At 49.1% G+C, this 15,080-nt stretch carries 13 protein-coding genes; 10 read left to right on the top strand and 3 right to left on the bottom strand.

The genetic code is table 11. The annotated features are described in order from the left end of the window. Positions 1–96: 96 nt before the first annotated feature. The 6 genes from ABD014_RS21990 to holA all read left to right on the top strand — a co-directional run bounded on the left by ABD014_RS21990 (position 97) and on the right by holA (position 7,391). Entirely contained in the window at positions 97–672 is a 576-nt protein-coding gene (locus tag ABD014_RS21990; RefSeq protein WP_343864912.1) for a ComEA family DNA-binding protein, read from the top strand. 14 nt (positions 673–686) lie between these two features. Further along, the gene (locus ABD014_RS21985) at positions 687–1,205 is read left to right on the top strand and encodes a deoxycytidylate deaminase (protein WP_343864910.1); all 519 of its coding nucleotides are present in this window, start codon (positions 687–689) and stop codon (positions 1,203–1,205) included. A gap of 138 nt (positions 1,206–1,343) precedes the next feature. Continuing rightward, positions 1,344–3,977, top strand: coding sequence for a ComEC/Rec2 family competence protein (locus ABD014_RS21980; protein ID WP_343864908.1), 2,634 nt, complete (start codon positions 1,344–1,346; stop codon positions 3,975–3,977). A 275-nt stretch (positions 3,978–4,252) separates the two neighbouring features. Then, entirely contained in the window at positions 4,253–4,801 is a 549-nt protein-coding gene (locus ABD014_RS21975; protein WP_343864906.1) for an RNA polymerase sigma factor, read from the top strand. Then, complete coding sequence (locus ABD014_RS21970) at positions 4,798–6,060, top strand: zf-HC2 domain-containing protein (RefSeq protein ID WP_343864904.1); 1,263 nt, start codon at positions 4,798–4,800, stop codon at positions 6,058–6,060. The genes ABD014_RS21975 and ABD014_RS21970 overlap by 4 nt, the downstream gene beginning before the upstream one ends. Before the next feature lie 311 nt (positions 6,061–6,371). Further along, positions 6,372–7,391: a DNA polymerase III subunit delta gene (gene holA / locus ABD014_RS21965; protein WP_343864962.1), complete on the top strand. Its 1,020-nt coding sequence runs from the start codon at positions 6,372–6,374 to the stop codon at positions 7,389–7,391. 105 nt (positions 7,392–7,496) lie between these two features. Here holA and rpsT read toward each other — a convergent pair whose 3' ends face one another. Beyond that, positions 7,497–7,769 carry a 30S ribosomal protein S20 gene (rpsT, locus tag ABD014_RS21960; RefSeq protein ID WP_343864902.1) on the bottom strand — a complete coding sequence of 91 codons (273 nt, stop codon included), beginning with the start codon at positions 7,767–7,769 and terminating at the stop codon, positions 7,497–7,499. A 202-nt stretch (positions 7,770–7,971) separates the two neighbouring features. Between rpsT and gpr the strand changes: the two genes are divergently transcribed. From gpr to ABD014_RS21940, 4 genes are all read left to right on the top strand, one after another. Then, positions 7,972–8,988, top strand: coding sequence for a GPR endopeptidase (gene gpr / locus ABD014_RS21955; protein WP_343864900.1), 1,017 nt, complete (start codon positions 7,972–7,974; stop codon positions 8,986–8,988). 239 nt (positions 8,989–9,227) lie between these two features. After that, on the top strand, positions 9,228–10,559 hold the full coding sequence (locus ABD014_RS21950) for a stage II sporulation protein P (protein ID WP_343864898.1): 1,332 nt from the start codon (positions 9,228–9,230) through the stop codon (positions 10,557–10,559). Positions 10,560–10,632: 73 nt separating this feature from the next. Continuing rightward, a complete protein-coding gene (locus ABD014_RS21945) occupies positions 10,633–11,100 on the top strand; it encodes a hypothetical protein (RefSeq protein WP_343864896.1) in 468 nt (155 codons plus the stop codon). Positions 11,101–11,210: 110 nt separating this feature from the next. Then, the gene (locus ABD014_RS21940; protein WP_343864894.1) at positions 11,211–12,272 is read left to right on the top strand and encodes a LacI family DNA-binding transcriptional regulator; all 1,062 of its coding nucleotides are present in this window, start codon (positions 11,211–11,213) and stop codon (positions 12,270–12,272) included. On the opposite strand, the gene ABD014_RS21935 is transcribed toward ABD014_RS21940, so the two are convergent. After that, the gene (locus ABD014_RS21935; protein ID WP_343864892.1) at positions 12,269–13,468 is read right to left on the bottom strand and encodes an MFS transporter; all 1,200 of its coding nucleotides are present in this window, start codon (positions 13,466–13,468) and stop codon (positions 12,269–12,271) included. The two genes, ABD014_RS21940 and ABD014_RS21935, sit on opposite strands and share 4 nt — an antisense overlap. Before the next feature lie 401 nt (positions 13,469–13,869). Next, positions 13,870–15,054: a glycoside hydrolase family 130 protein gene (locus ABD014_RS21930; protein WP_343864890.1), complete on the bottom strand. Its 1,185-nt coding sequence runs from the start codon at positions 15,052–15,054 to the stop codon at positions 13,870–13,872. Between the last annotated feature and the right edge of the window lie 26 nt (positions 15,055–15,080).

Here is a 15,080-nt window from a genome sequence, read left to right as displayed (position 1 = left end):
TTTCGTGCAAATATGCAGTGTTTTTATATATGTATGCATCTTGATTGGATCTTCATGACCTAAACGGCACAGATTCTTTTGAGATTGGAGTGTTATATGATGAATAAAGGGTATGTCATTACCTCGATTTGCTCCGCGCTTGCGGGGGCTGTATTAATGCTTCTTGTGCTAGGAGGCAGCCATGCCTCAGGGATCGAAGGGTGGACCCCCGTGAACCGTGAGGTGGCGCTAACTCTGCAGGATCAGGCGGCTCTTATGAATGATGCCTCCTCAGATAGGTCGGCTCTGACTGCAACGGCGCCACTAACCACAGAGACACAGGCTCAAGGACAGGTAGAGCAGGTTTTGCTTGATGCGGATACGGCAGCGCAGAACAATAACGGGGGAAACGCTGAACCAAATGCTATGGGCACGGGTACATCGGATGCAGAGGCTAAGAGCGAAGGTACACTACCCGCAGAAGCCCAAGGCCAGAGTGGCTTGATTAATATCAATACGGCCGGAGTGACAGAGCTTCAGGAGATTCCTGGAATCGGTGAGAAGAAGGCGCAGGCGATCATTCATTTTCGCAATGAGAATGGCCCCTTCCAATCGGTAGATGATTTGACGAAGGTCAAAGGAATCGGCGCAAAAATGCTTGAAAAAATGAGGCCCTTTGTAGGGCTGAGATAGGAGATTAGCGAACAATGAATCATGATCAGCGTAAAGATTGGGATACGTATTTCATGGATATCGCCTATATGGTATCGACGCGTTCCCGCTGCGATCGTCGCCATGTTGGGGCTGTGCTCGTGCAAGGCAAGAAGCTGCTCGGAACAGCATATAACGGAGCGCCATCCGGTGTTCCGGATTGTTCGGAAGCAGGCTGCATGATCTCCGAGGAATACGAATTGGTCATTCAGGACGGCAAAGAGACTATGGTCAAAAAACAGCGTTGTATCCGCACGATCCATGCGGAGCAGAATCTGCTGTTGTTCACCGACCGAATTGATCGTGAAGGCTCGAGCGTATACGTAACAGATGAACCGTGCTGGACCTGTGCGAACATGCTCGCGAACAGCGGGATTACAGAGATCGTCTTTCACCGCCCGTATCCGAAGGATACCGACAAAGTCAGGGCAATGCTGGAGCAGGTAGGCATCCGGTTCCGTAGACTGGACACTTACCAGCCGCCGCAAGAGACGATATCTGCAGTAGAGAACTAATAGATCGGCATCAAAGATCAATATATAACAAGATGAAGGAAGAACCTCATCTGCTTAGGCAGGTGGGGTTCTTTGTCGTATACAGAAGTAATGGTGGTTGGCTTCTAATGACAATTAGAAATTGGGAGGGTAAAAATTGTGAAAAGCAGACCATTGGCAATGGTCGTCTGCTGCTGGATTGCCGGGAGCGGGAGTGCTGTCCTATGGCATGGAACCTCATTATGGCTTACTTGGGGCGGGCTGACCCTGCTAATCCCCCTACTAGGGATCGTACTAAGATATCGGCCAAGACAGATGGTTTTGTTATGGCTTGCTTTTTCGCTTGGGGCTATATATTGGCAAATCAACGATGGGAGAAATGTAAGCAAGATTAGCACCGGCCTTGCTGCAGAAGATATAACTTCGGATACCGTTATGGTTAGAGCAATTGGAATGATCGTCTCCGCGGTGGAAGTCGATGGTGATCGGGCCGCATTTACAGCAGCTCTGCAGCGTGTAGAGCCTTCGCAAGCTCCAGGTGAAAGCACAGCTCCGGGTATACATGGGATCGACACCGCTGGTGAGCGGGTTGCCGTACAGATCAAGCTGTCTAAGCAGGAAGAGCAGGCTGTTGCGGCAGCTTGGACCCGTGGGCAGGAGATCACGCTGCAGGGCAGTTTGGAGCAGCCAAGCGCAGCGCGCAACTTCGGTGGATTCGACTACGGTAAGTATTTACGGACACAGCGTATCCATTGGATTTTCAAAGCCGCAGGCGCCTCCGCGGTGGAGGCAACATCCAGCGGTTTCAGTAGGGCGGCTCTACTGGGCGAGGTAGATAAGTTGAGACAGCGTATTGGAAGCCGGGTTGAGCAATTATTCCCGGAGTGGCAGGCGGGATATATGAAAGGACTTCTAATTGGGCTCGCCGACGAGCTGGAACCGGATAAATATACTCAGTTCACCCAGCTTGGTCTGACGCATATTCTGGCGATCTCAGGCAGTCACGTAGCGATTAACGTCGGTTTGCTCTTTGGCTTGCTTCGTCTCTGCAGAGTCACCCGCGAGACCTCGATCTTGATCGTGCTCTGCTTCGTGCCGATTTATGTACTGCTGACAGGCTTTTCTCCTTCAGTCATCCGTTCCGGTATCATGACGATACTCGGATTATATTTGCTGCGGCAGCGTAGGCTGAAGGATGGGCTGAATGTACTGTCAGCAGCAGCGCTGCTCATGCTGTTATGGGAGCCGAACTATTTGCTAAATGTCAGCTTTCAGCTGTCGTTTGCCGTTACAGCCGGGTTGATTATTTTCGTGCCGCAGATACTTCCGCTGCTGGGCTGGCTGCCGCCCAAAATTCGTAGCACCGTGGCGATTACGGTGGCTGCGGAGATCGTCTCTTTTCCCTTGACGATCTATTATTTCAATCAACTCTCACTACTCTCTCTGGCAGCGAATCTACTAATCGTCCCGGTTATCGGGCTTGTCGCTTTGCCTCTTGGCACGGCGGCATTGCTGTCCAGCTGGATTTGGCTCAGGCTAGGTACTTGGATCGCCTATCCGGTCATTCTCGTGAACAAAGTTACTTTTAAGGCTACGGAATGGCTTACTAGTCATAGCGGCTTCATGACTTATTGGAAATCGCCGAGCCTCCTATGGATCGCCAGCTACTACTTGGTCATTTACGGTTTGCTGCTGCTGAGCAAGAGGGTGGCGACTCAGCGCTCCGTTCAGTCTGTCACGGATGATACTGTTCCGTTGCCGGATCGTCCGGTCCGCCCTACAGCCAAGAGCTACTACAGCTTTGCGGGAGTCAGCTTCAAGCGTTACGCGACGATGCTCTCGCTGGCGATCAGTCTTATTGCTATGCTGATCTACGGTTACCGCCCGCTCAACTCCCATGGCATGGGTCATGTTCAATTCATTGATGTTGGACAAGGCGACTGTACACTGATCACGACGCCATCAGGGATTAATATACTGGTGGATGGGGGCGGCACCGTGTCTTTTCGCAAGCCGGGGGAGAGGTGGCGCGATCGGCGGGAACCGTTCGAAGTTGGAGCGAAGACAGTTGTTCCATTGCTTAAGAAGCGAGGAATCCATCGCCTGGACATCGTCATTGCCACGCATGGCGATCAGGATCATATCGGGGGCCTGCAAGCAGTCGTTGAGCAATTCCCGATCGGCGCTCTGTTGTTCAACGGCAGTTTCTCCGAATCGGCGACTTTGGCTAAGCTAATGCAGACAGCAGTGGATAAGAGAATCTCTATTTATGCGGTCTCTCGAGGCATGACCCTCAGTCCGGACTCCGCAACGAGACTTGAATTTATGGCCCCACTCCTGCATGGATATGAAGGGGATCAACCGGATTCAGCCATACCGTATATTAAAGAACAAAATGCCGAGTCAGTCGTATTTCGACTGGAAATGGACGGAGCAAGCTTCCTGTTCACAGGGGATACGGATGAAGGGACGGAGCGCAAGATGATGGCCCTGGAGCATCAAGAATCTACAGAAGGAGAAGTCAATAATCTGCGTCCGGTAGACATGTTGAAGGTAGCGCATCACGGTAGCAAGACATCAACCTCCGCCTTATGGATCAGGCGTTATCGGCCAACCGCATCGGTGATTTCGGCGGGGGTGGGCAATACTTATGGGCATCCAAATGCCGGCGTAGTGGAGCGGCTGGCTCAGTCCGGCAGCATGATTTTTCGGACAGATTTGCAGGGGGAGGTTCAGGTTACCGTACATCAAGGATTAATACAGTCAAGGTACAAAAATAAATCGTCGGAATAGGCGGTGTCCTTAGAAACTATTCACCTGTTCCTGCGTCTCATAGTAGGATTGGATTTTGCTCGAGGTCACTAGCGACCTCTTCTTTTTATTTTCGCACTGTGTCCGCTGGATGACGTGTTCTCTTTTTTTTGGTATTCTTAGGTGAGATTGAGAACTTATATGAAAAAAGATATCTTCTTAAAGCCAACATTATTTGTCTAAAAAATAGAATAACAATATTGCAACATATCGCTGGCCGATATCGTCTGTAATGTTGCAAGGAAGGGGGAGCCTTAGTGGTAGAGCAGGGACTCATCAGAGCCGCTCAGCAGGGCGATCGCGACGCTCTAATCACCCTATTGCGTGAGATAGAAACACATGTGTACCGGACGGCCTATTATATTTTGAATAACGAACAGGACGCGCTGGATGCAGCCCAGGAGGCGCTAATCAGGATCTATACGAAGATAGAGTCCTATGAGGAGAAGGCGCAATTCAAGACATGGGTTCAGCGCATAGTAACCAATATATGTATTGATAAGTTCCGAAGGAACAAACCTACGGTTTCTATTGAAGAGCATGAGCTTGTTTTTCAAGGGAAAGAGAGTGTCGAGAGGGAAGTGATGTCCGGCTACATAGCAGAGGACATTCGCGAAGCAATCGATCAGCTTCCGGAACATCACCGTTCTGTTGTTGTTCTGAGATATTTGCAGGACTTCTCGTACAATGAAATTGCTGACTGTTTGAATTTACCACTGAATACTGTGAAATCCTATTTATTTAGGGCGAGACAACAGCTTCAGCATTTACTCCAAGATTATCAGAAAGGTGGTGTGTCAGGATGAAATGTTCGGAGGCGGTGGAATGGATGCATCGTTATTTAGACCATGATTTGAACGATGAAGAAAGCGCCCAATTATTCGAGCATATTGGCAATTGCCGAGATTGTGCCGAAGAATTTGATATATTAAAAAGACTGAATTCCAAGTTAGAACAGCTTCCAAAGGTAATGCCGAAGATTAGTCTGGTTGATTCGATTCTTCCTCAGCTTGATGAGATCGACAGGGCACGCCGGGAGGGAGGCAGTGCTTCAGAGGTGTTACCCGGGATGGAGCCGCTGGTTGCCAAGTCTGCAGAAGCGGCGACAAGCCGCAGTCGCAGGCAGAGTCCATGGCGGAGTCGGGCTTTTCGCGCAGGGACACTTGGTGTAACTGCCGCGATAGTCCTTGGCATATTCATATACAATTACCAGCCGCATACGGTGTCAGATGCTGAAATGTCAGTACAATCAATGTCCAGTAGTGATAAGGCTGATCATGCTGCCCAATCAGATCGTGCAGATAGCCCTGCTGCTGATGACGGTGGTGTAAAGAGCTATTTATCACCAGAGGACAGTGACCCGGCCGGGAATGCTGGCGACAGCGTCTTGAGATCGACAGAGCAGCAAGGTGGTCATGCAGGAGATGAGAATCCTAATGCTGCGCGGATGGGGGATTCTCCTGTCGGGGACAGTAACGATAGTCGGGATTCCGTAAGCAAGCAGGGTTCAGCGGATCCAAAGGCCCCTAATAAGGTGGATGTGCCTGCCAGTGATAAGGCTTCGAGTGGACAGAGCAACGAGCAGGAGAAAGCTACGCCTAAATCAACCGCTTCGGGAAATACAACAGACTCGGGAACTGCAAGCGATAAAGTTGCTAAGGACAACCGCAGTATCGACAATCATGACCGAACTACGGATGGAACAGAGGATGCCGGGGGTTCTATTGAGAGCAATCAATTTACAATTGGTCAGAACATCATGGGTATAGTAGCTGCGGATCTATGGACTTCGCCGGACGGAGGCTTTAAGGTCGAGGTTAATGATGGCCATCTCTATTTGTATCAGAACAATTTAGACAGTATGAACGGCCGCACTTTGATTACAGATAAGCCCATTGATGGTGTATGGGTGCGAGGCTCCTGGTCCGAGGACAGCAAATCGTATCAGTATGAGATCGAGAAAGATGGCGTGACTTCGACTTATACGTTGCAGGCGGATGCTGGAAGCGATGCAGCGGGCTCAACCGGGAATAATGACCAATCTCAAAAAAATACAAATAAATAAGTCACCTTTTTATGAGATATGGAATAGGTTATATAGATTAGAGAGAGAAGACGGACCCCTGATCGTCGTATGACCGCCGGCGGAAAAGTTTCTAGAGCTTTTCAGCCCGCGTTTATATAGATGTTCTGGGACAAAGGGACCTTATGCTAATATAGCGGGGTCCCTTTGTTGCATCTAATGGGAATCTCCCATCCGCTCCATCTAGAAAATGTGGTTTGGACGAACAGCGGTTTTCGAGATATGATAATACAATGAGTGTTTAAAAGACAGACTTTTCAAATACCTCTTAAATAGACAAGGAGGGAAAAATGGTGGATGTGAAAGCAGCAATCAAAGAGATCAAACAGGGGAAGGTCTCCCCTTTATATTTGTGTTACGGTACAGAGAAATATCAGATGAAGCAATTCATCACCTTATTGCAGGAGCAAATTGTGAATCCGGAACAACGAGACTTTGCGCTTGCTCATTTTGATCTGGCGGAGACCCCTGTGGAGGTAGTCATTGAGGAAGCAGAGACGCCGCCATTCCTGGCTGAGCGCAAGTTGATCATTGCCAAAGATTCGGCCGTATTTACAACTGGCAGGGACAATAGCAAAATTGAGCATAAGCTGGAGACGTTGTTGACCTATTGTGCCAATCCTGCTGAATATAGTGTCATTGTCTTTATGGCTAACAGCGAGAAGCTGGATGAGAGGAAGAAGATCGTTAAGACGATGAAAAGCGAGGGAATCGTTCTGTCCTTCCTGCCGCTTAGTGGAGCCGAGCTTGTGCAGTGGGTGGTTCGTGAGGTGGAGGGCCGAGGCTGCCGGATCGGAACGGATGCGGCGGAGGCGCTTATCGCTTCAGCAGGGGTACAGTTGTCGGCCCTGTCGGTCGAGGTAGACAAGCTATGTCTATATACTGGGCCGGGAGGCAAAATTGAGCCGTCCACAGTGGAGCAACTGGTGGCGAGGAGCACAGAGCAGAATGTATTTGTTATGGTAGAGAATATCGCTAATTTGAAATTGGATAAGGCGCTCGATATTTTCTATGAGCTTCTTAAGCAGCGTGAAGAGCCTATTAAAATCGCTGCCCTAATCGCCCGTCAGTTTCGCATTATGCTGCAGGTTAAGGATTTAGCTAGGCAGAGTTATTCCCAGCAGCAGATCGCTTCTCAGCTCAGTCTGCATCCGTATGCGGTGAAGATTGCTGGTGAACAGGCGCGTAAATTCGAAGCTACGGCATTGCGGGGCATATTGTCAGAACTGGCTGAGCTGGATTACCGCATGAAGAGCGGGCGTGTTGATAAAGTGCTTGGACTGGAAATATTCCTGCTGAAGCTCGGGGCATAGAGGAGTGGCGATCCTCTTTTTTTCTCATCATATAAATGCATCCAAAAAGACCTGAACGAATTCGTTCAGGTCTCTTCAGGCTTCAGTTTATAAAAACGTCGCCAATTACGCTTGAGTCGTAAGGGCGTTCAATTTTTTAGCCAAGCGGGATTTCTTGCGAGCTGCTGCATTCTTATGGATCAGACCTTTAGTAACGGCTTTGTCCAATTTCTGAGTAGCAGCGGCGAAAGCGGCTTTCGCTACTTCCACATCATTGTTAGCCAACGCAGTGTCGGCAGATTTTACTACAGTACGCAGTGCAGATTTTTGCGAAGCGTTAAGTTGGCGACGTTTGTCGTTAGTTTTAACACGTTTGATTGCGGATTTAATGTTTGGCATTGCATTCACCTCCTGTAAAGCATATATCAAGCCAGATGATTCACAACTTAAAATATTTTATCACGCGCCCCGTCAAATTGCAATGAATTCATCAAAAGTGAATGAACAAAAGTGAACTTAATGAACTTTGCTTGCATAATCGGATTTCCTTTCCTGCACAATAACAGGTATAGGCAAGAGAGGAAAAGGAGGTCTGAATCAGATGAATCTGGATTTGCGTGATTATGCAGTAAGAACAGATTTAGCGGTTGAATCCAAGGAAATGGCCGAGACGTTGCATGGAGGCCCGCTGCCCGGCGTACAGGAGCAGGTGGATGAGCATGATGGGATCAAGATTACCCGGCTGGATGTTACTGACGAGAACGCTTCACGTCAGCTTGGCCGGATGATGGGTCATTATATTACTTTAGAGGTGCCGGGCCTACGGAGTCAGGATACCGATTTGCAGGAGAAAGTGTCGGCAGCTTTTGCGCAGGAGTTTAATGCATTTCTTAATAAAATAGGCATCAATACAGGGGCGAAAGTGCTGATCGTAGGACTTGGCAACTGGAATGTGACGCCGGATGCGCTTGGACCGCTTGTTGTGGAGAATGTGCTCGTTACCCGTCATTTCTTTGAGCTGGCTCGGGATCAGGTTGCTCCCGGCTACAGAGAGGTTAGCGCCATTGCCCCTGGCGTACTTGGAATTACTGGTATTGAGTCAAGCGAGGTGGTACAGGGGATCGTAGACCGGACGAAGCCGGATCTGATCATTGCTATTGACGCGCTGGCCTCGCGTTCGCTGGAAAGAGTGAATACGACGATTCAGATCGCGGATATTGGGATACACCCAGGCTCTGGTATTGGCAACAAACGCCGAGGGTTAACCAAAGAAATTCTCGGCATCCCTTGCATAGCCATCGGAGTTCCAACCGTATGTTACGCTTCTACGATCGTGAACAGTGTGTTTGATCTGATGAAGACACATTTCAATGATGAGAGCAGTGATGGTCAGGGGGCGGAGACGAAGCAAATTATGGGTCTGCTCCATGACCTGAGTGAAGGTGAGCGTCTAGGACTTGTCAAAGAGGTGCTCGAACCGTTAGGGCATGATCTGATCGTTACGCCCAAGGAAATCGATGAATTCATTGAAGACATTGCCAATGTGATCGCAAGCGGACTTAACCTGTCTTTACATGAGGCTGTAACGCCTGACAATGTTGCAAGTTATACGCACTAGCGGTGAAAAGCCATATATATTTGCAAATAGCTTCACGCCAACAGGGTCCAATATTCCGAAGAGGTGCATTCCCTTCGGAGTATTGGGCCTTCCTTCTCCTAAGCCCGCAGTTCAACGAATCTAGCGGACTACTTCTTTGTTATTAGAATTCTAGGTTCTATTCATTCGAATAGATTCATAGATTTGGAGTACAAGGAATGATTCTGATAGAACAACTGGCTAGGGAGGACGGAGGAAGCATGAAATTTAGAGCGTGGAATGTTGGCAAAATAAAACGAAGCATGATGCATATGCTGGCGATGGGACGAACCTTCTTGTTAATGTCGGTGATGGCTGCCGTATTTTTTGTATTATTGGGCACCCTGGGGATCGCCGAGAAGAGCTTGAACACTTCACCGGTATCTTCGATGAAGGGCCTTGCTGCTTCGCTGTCGAGCCGTTTTTTTATTGATATGGTTGGCATGGAGCTGCCGCATTCGGTGAGTGAGAAGCAGTCGCTCGTATTTGACGGTAAGAAAATGACGAATTTCGTATTTCAATTATTGACCGATGTTAATCCGGCTGACCCGAAGAGTCTGATCGCCCGGGAAGTACCCGGACTCGGAGCAGACAACCCGATACTGCTACGCAGTGGCTCAGGCAATAATACTGCCTCTGCCCCGGAGGATTATAGACCCGGTTCAGGTGCCGATGGCAGTGCGCCGGATCATGGGGAAGGGAACGGACATGGGGATCAGCCTGCACCAGATCCGCAGCAGGGGGGAGACAGCGGGCTGCCGCCAGATAAGTCTGGGGGTCAGGACCCCAAGGATAATGAACCGCCTATCAAACCGGGCAATAAGAACATCGTGATGATCTATCATTCTCACCCTCAGGAATCATATAATCCGCTGCTGGGTTCAAGTGTGGACAATCCGAGTTCTTCAGATAAGGATAAGAACGTTGGGCTTGTCGGCAAGATGCTGGCCAGTGCGCTGGAGAAGAAAGGCGTAGCTGCGCTGCATTCTTTTGTTAACTACCAAGCCACAGTGAGTAATTACAACTACAATTATTCATATAAATATTCAAGAGAGACGGTTAAACAGGCCATGGCGGAGAACGGCAAGCTGCAGTACTACTTCGATATCCATCGCGACTCGAAGCGTCATGATAAGACGACGGCAACGATTGACGGGGTGAACTATGCGCAGGTCTATTTCATCATCGGTCATTCCAACGACAATTGGCGCCAGAACGAGGAATTCGCCAGCTCAATCCATGATCGGATGGAGAAGACCTACCCAGGTATATCGCGCGGAATATGGGGCAAGACCTCGGCTCAGGGCAACGGGGAATATAACCAGTCCTTGTCACCCAACAATATATTAATCGAGATCGGCGGCATCGATAATTCCGAGGAAGAGCTTAATAACACCGTCAAGGTACTGGCTGGGATTATCGCAGATATCTATTGGGAGAGTCAGGATACAGAGAAGGCAGGTACGTTGGCTAAGGCTGGGAAGAGCACTGATAAGACTGTAGCGAGTGGCAATAAAAATGCGAATAAGAGCAATACTGATATTAAAAAATAAACTTCGCGTCAACAAGTAAGTTCATTCTATCAAAATAATGACATATCGAGTCCGGGAAGGAGCGTTAGTCGAAATGGCCAAAAAAATGAGGAGAGCTGTGTTCTATCTAATACTACTTGCAGCTGGGGTAACTCTGGGAATGCAAATGGGTGATGGAGGTTTATCGAGCACTTATAATCCGCAATATGCCGAGACTAACGCTCCATCCAATGGATTTTGGCAGAACGGCTTTTATTATAGTAGGACGGGAGCTCAACCCGTATGGGTGAACGGAAGCGCTAATAACGGGAATGGGGGCTATGCTGGGAATACCGGTACTGGCGTACCTGACGGTTATTATGTGGTGACTCCTCAACCGGGCCAGCCAGGATACCAGACGAGTCCAGGAGCAGAGGTGTCGAAAACCCCGTCGGAGCTGCTAATGCCACCTGCAGAAGCTCCAGGGGTAGACCAGATTGCAGACAAAACAGCTAACCTGCTGCAGCAAATCTCCAAACGGGGAATTCACTGGGTCGCCTCTTGGTTCAATCCGGAAACGTGATAACGGCTGTTTATCCCCGCACACAGCTTTGTTATACTAATTTTTATAGGTAGAACTTACATTATAACTATTGAACACAAACTGTTATTTATTGCGGGGGTATTATAAAGTTGAAGAAGATTACGATGCAGCAGATTGCCGATCATTTGGGCGTGTCCAAATTTGTTGTCTCCAAGGCATTATCCGGCAAAGGTGGGGTAAACGAGACCACGAAGAACCGGGTCATTGAAGCGGCTTCGCAGCTCGGTTATTTTGCTCAGAAGAATGCTTATATCAAAAATCAGATAGACTCTCAGTTTTACTCTGAGGCAAGCGGTAAGCAATCTGTCATCGTGCTGATGCCTAACATTCGTTTTCAGACGAGGGAGTCGCTCTATTGGGGCAGAATTATGGAAGGGATCTCTGTGGAACTGGAACGTCGCGGACTGGGGGTCGTCATTATATCCGAATCACGTGTAGACAATATCATTCATGTTCTGAACCCGGGAGGGATTCTCGGGATGGTCGGCGTGGGACAGATTGATTCATCGCTCCTACTGGAGGTACATCGTCTCGGCATTCCTACCGTATTGGTTGATCATGAAGATGCGCTGATTCCAACTGATACGGTGTTTGCCAACAATATGGACAGCCTCTCCAGGCTCTGCAGCCATTTGATTGGTTTGGGCCATAAGAAGCTCTGCTTCCTCGGCGATCTATCCTTCTCGCGCAGCTTCCGTGACCGCTGGTTAGGCTTTCGCGACGCGTTGGAACGGAGTGGTCTGGAGGTTCAGCAAGCGGATGATCCGATGCTCTGGCTCCAAGGGGTGGAGACAGGCGAATATGCCGATGAATTGACTGCTATACTGCAGACCAAGCAGAAAGAGAACACTCTGCCGACGGCACTGGTCTGTGCCAATGATTCGATTGCACTGAGAGTGGTCTCCATTCTACAGGACATTGGTGTATCCGTTCCCGAACAAATCTCGGTAACTGGCTTTGACAATATTGATGATGCCGCCCGAAGCGAAGTCTCGATAACCACTGTAAATGTTCCCAAAGAGGCCATCGGGCGCCGCGCGGTAAAGAAGCTGATGGAACGGATCGAGCAGCCGGAAATGGCCATCGAGAAAATATTGATGTCGACAGAGCTAGTTCTTCGTGAATCGACCGGAGCTGCGGTCGGCAATTAATTGGGAGATGAAGGCTGCCCTTGTTTACCGAACCGCTGTGACCAATAGCCGAGCCCCATCGTTCCGATCAGCAGGATACCGGTGATCCAGAATACGGAATGAATGCTCCAGATGCCGCTGATTGCGCCGCCGACAAGAGGCCCTAGCATCCCGCCCACTTGGTTAGCCGTCTGATTCAGACTGAAGGCGCGCCCGCGGAAGTCCGGTTTTGTTGTACGGACGACCAAACCGTTCAGCGCGGGAAATACAGCGCAGAAGAAGCAGCCATATAGGAAGCGAATCGAAGAGAACCAGTAGATATTATGGAACGGAAGCTGCATAAGTGTACCTATTCCACCAGCAAATAAGCCAATCAGCAATATTTTGTGAAAACCAACTTTGTCGGCGTATTTACCCCAGCGTGGTGCAAAGAGAATGCTGGCAATACCGACCAGAGAGAAGACGATTCCTGATACGAGTGAGGCATCCTTGGCGTTATGGCCCAGATCGACGATATATAAGGACAGTACCGGCTCGATCGTCATGACTGAGAATTGCGTGAGCATTGTCAGAATTAGAATGATGACCAGAGGACGGTTATTTGCCGCTAGCTTAAAAGTATGTACAATTGATCCGGAGTCTTTGCTCGGAACGAACGAATCTTCTTTGACCATGAAAATGATAAGAATCGTAGCGAGGAAACAGAGGACACCGGCGCTACCAAAGGCGATGCGATTATCGAAAATCTTGGCTAGAATGCCGCCGAGCATCGGTCCCATAATATTGCCCGTTGCGGTCGCTGTAGACATCATGGAGAGGGCGTAGCCGACTTTTTTCTCAGGCGTGTTCGTTCCTACCAGGGCAATCGATCCGGGGATAAATCCCGATAGAAGGCCTTGCAGAATCCGTAGGCCAAGCAATTGGTACTCATTCGTAACGAAAGCGGTAAGTAGATAGATGACGCACAGGACGAAGCCGGCGCGGATAATCATCGGCTTGCGGCCGTATTTGTCGCCAACGGCTCCCCAGAATGGGGATGAGATGGCCCCGGCCAGAAACGCGCTGCTGAACAGTACACCCGACCATAACTCGATATGTTTGCTAACTCCTAGATCGATCAGGAAGAGCGGCAAGAATGGAATGACCATGGAGAAGCTGGATGATACAATAAAAGAACCGACCCATAATACCCATAAGTTTTTCTTCCAAGTTTCCACCGTTCATCACTCCTGTTGACGATTTGCTCAATAGAGTGACCAATGGTGGTTTTATTCTATTGAGAATCCGTATAGATTTCTCAGTCAGCTTCTATGATACTTCAATTAGAAGGATTAATCATTAGAACCAATCACTTTATACATAACAATTGTAGGACGCGGATGATCGAATATTATTTGAAGTGTAGTTGGAGTTTAAAGACCATGAGGCTCGTTAGCTCCTCATATCAATTACAGAAAAGTGCCTGGGTTAGAGCCTCCCAGGCACTTCTTCTTGTTCATACAGCTACGCTGATCAAATTCTATATCGTAAGAAAACCTACCTCTGAATCGCGGTCGCTCATCCTTGAACTGACCTCGGTCAGGTTTTCTTATCAAAAACCGGACTTTTTGAACAACCACTATAAGTGTACTCTCATGTATTCTAGATTCCGGTCGACTAATTGTAATCTTTGCTGTACGCAAGCGTAAGAGCGAAGCGGATCCTCGGGGGTATTCACGCAGTAATCGAGCAATTGATCTACTGTCGTTGTTGCTACATGAATCCGGGTATCGGAGGAAGTGTAGTAAATGTATACTTCTCCGTTCTCTCTGGCGATGACGCCGTTGCAGAATACGACATTGGAGACGTCGCCAACTCGTTCCTCACCTTGCGGGGCGATAAAGTGCCCACCTGGGCGATGAGTGATTTTGTAAGGCTCCTGCAGATCCGTGAGGAACGCATAGAGAACATATCTTAGCCCGGCTGCGGTGCCGCGAACGCCGTGTGCAATGTGCAGCCAGCCTTTATCCGTCTTGATCGGGGCAGGGCCTTGGCCGTTCTTGACCTCTTTGATCGTATGGTAGCAGCGCTCATCGATGATCAATTCCTCGTCGATGCTGGCGTGTTCGATTGATTCGGACACTCCCCAGCCGATGCCCCCACCAGATCCTGCACTTATGAAGCCGTCTTGTGGTCGGGTATAGAAGGCGTATTTGCCATCGACGAACTCTGGATGCAGCACAACATTTCTCTGCTGCGGAGATCTGGATTTCAGATCAGCCAGACGCTCCCAGGTGATTAGATCTTTGGTGCGGGCGATTCCGCACTGCGCAACCGCACTGGAGAGATCTCCGGTAGGGGCGTCAGGATCTTTGCGCTCGGTACAGAACAGGCCATAAATCCAGCCATCCTCATGTTGAACTAGACGCATATCATAGACATTCGTATCAGGATCTTCGGTCTCGGGCATGACAATCGGGTGATCCCAGAATCGGAAGTTGTCGATTCCGTTATCACTCTCGGCGACGGCGAAGAAAGATTTGCGGTCATAGCCTTCCACGCGCGCTACGAGGTAATACTTATCATTCAGATAGATGGCACCGGGGTTAAGAACTGCGTTAATCCCGAGTCTCTCGGCGAAGAATGGATTGGTGGCCGGATTGAAATCGTATTTCCAGATAAGTGGAGCATGCTCTGCTGTTAATACTGGATATTTATAGCGATCATAGACTCCATTTCCGTAAGGGATTTTCTCATTAAGGCGGGTGATTAGATGTTCATAGCGTTCTGTAATGGCTTGTTTCCGATCTTCGAATAGACTCATAGTTATTCCCTCCAAGACTTATGTGA

It is taken from the genome of Paenibacillus motobuensis, from assembly GCF_039521865.1.
In the GTDB taxonomy this organism is placed as follows: Bacteria; Bacillota; Bacilli; order Paenibacillales; family Paenibacillaceae; genus Fontibacillus; species Fontibacillus motobuensis.
Note: the sequence above shows the minus strand (reverse complement) of the source record. Positions and strands in the feature narration are given on the sequence as shown.

Bases quoted from the DNA above. Each gene is read 5' to 3' on its own strand.
- ABD014_RS21990 (WP_343864912.1), top strand. From the start codon at position 97: ATGATGAATAAAGGGTATGTCATTACCTCGATTTGCTCCGCGCTTGCG.
- ABD014_RS21985 (WP_343864910.1), top strand. From the start codon at position 687: ATGAATCATGATCAGCGTAAAGATTGGGATACGTATTTCATGGATATC.
- ABD014_RS21970 (WP_343864904.1), top strand. From the start codon at position 4,798: ATGAAATGTTCGGAGGCGGTGGAATGGATGCATCGTTATTTAGACCAT.
- rpsT (WP_343864902.1), bottom strand. From the start codon at position 7,769: ATGCCAAACATTAAATCCGCAATCAAACGTGTTAAAACTAACGACAAA.
- gpr (WP_343864900.1), top strand. From the start codon at position 7,972: ATGAATCTGGATTTGCGTGATTATGCAGTAAGAACAGATTTAGCGGTT.
- ABD014_RS21950 (WP_343864898.1), top strand. From the start codon at position 9,228: ATGAAATTTAGAGCGTGGAATGTTGGCAAAATAAAACGAAGCATGATG.
- ABD014_RS21945 (WP_343864896.1), top strand. From the start codon at position 10,633: ATGGCCAAAAAAATGAGGAGAGCTGTGTTCTATCTAATACTACTTGCA.
- ABD014_RS21930 (WP_343864890.1), bottom strand. From the start codon at position 15,054: ATGAGTCTATTCGAAGATCGGAAACAAGCCATTACAGAACGCTATGAA.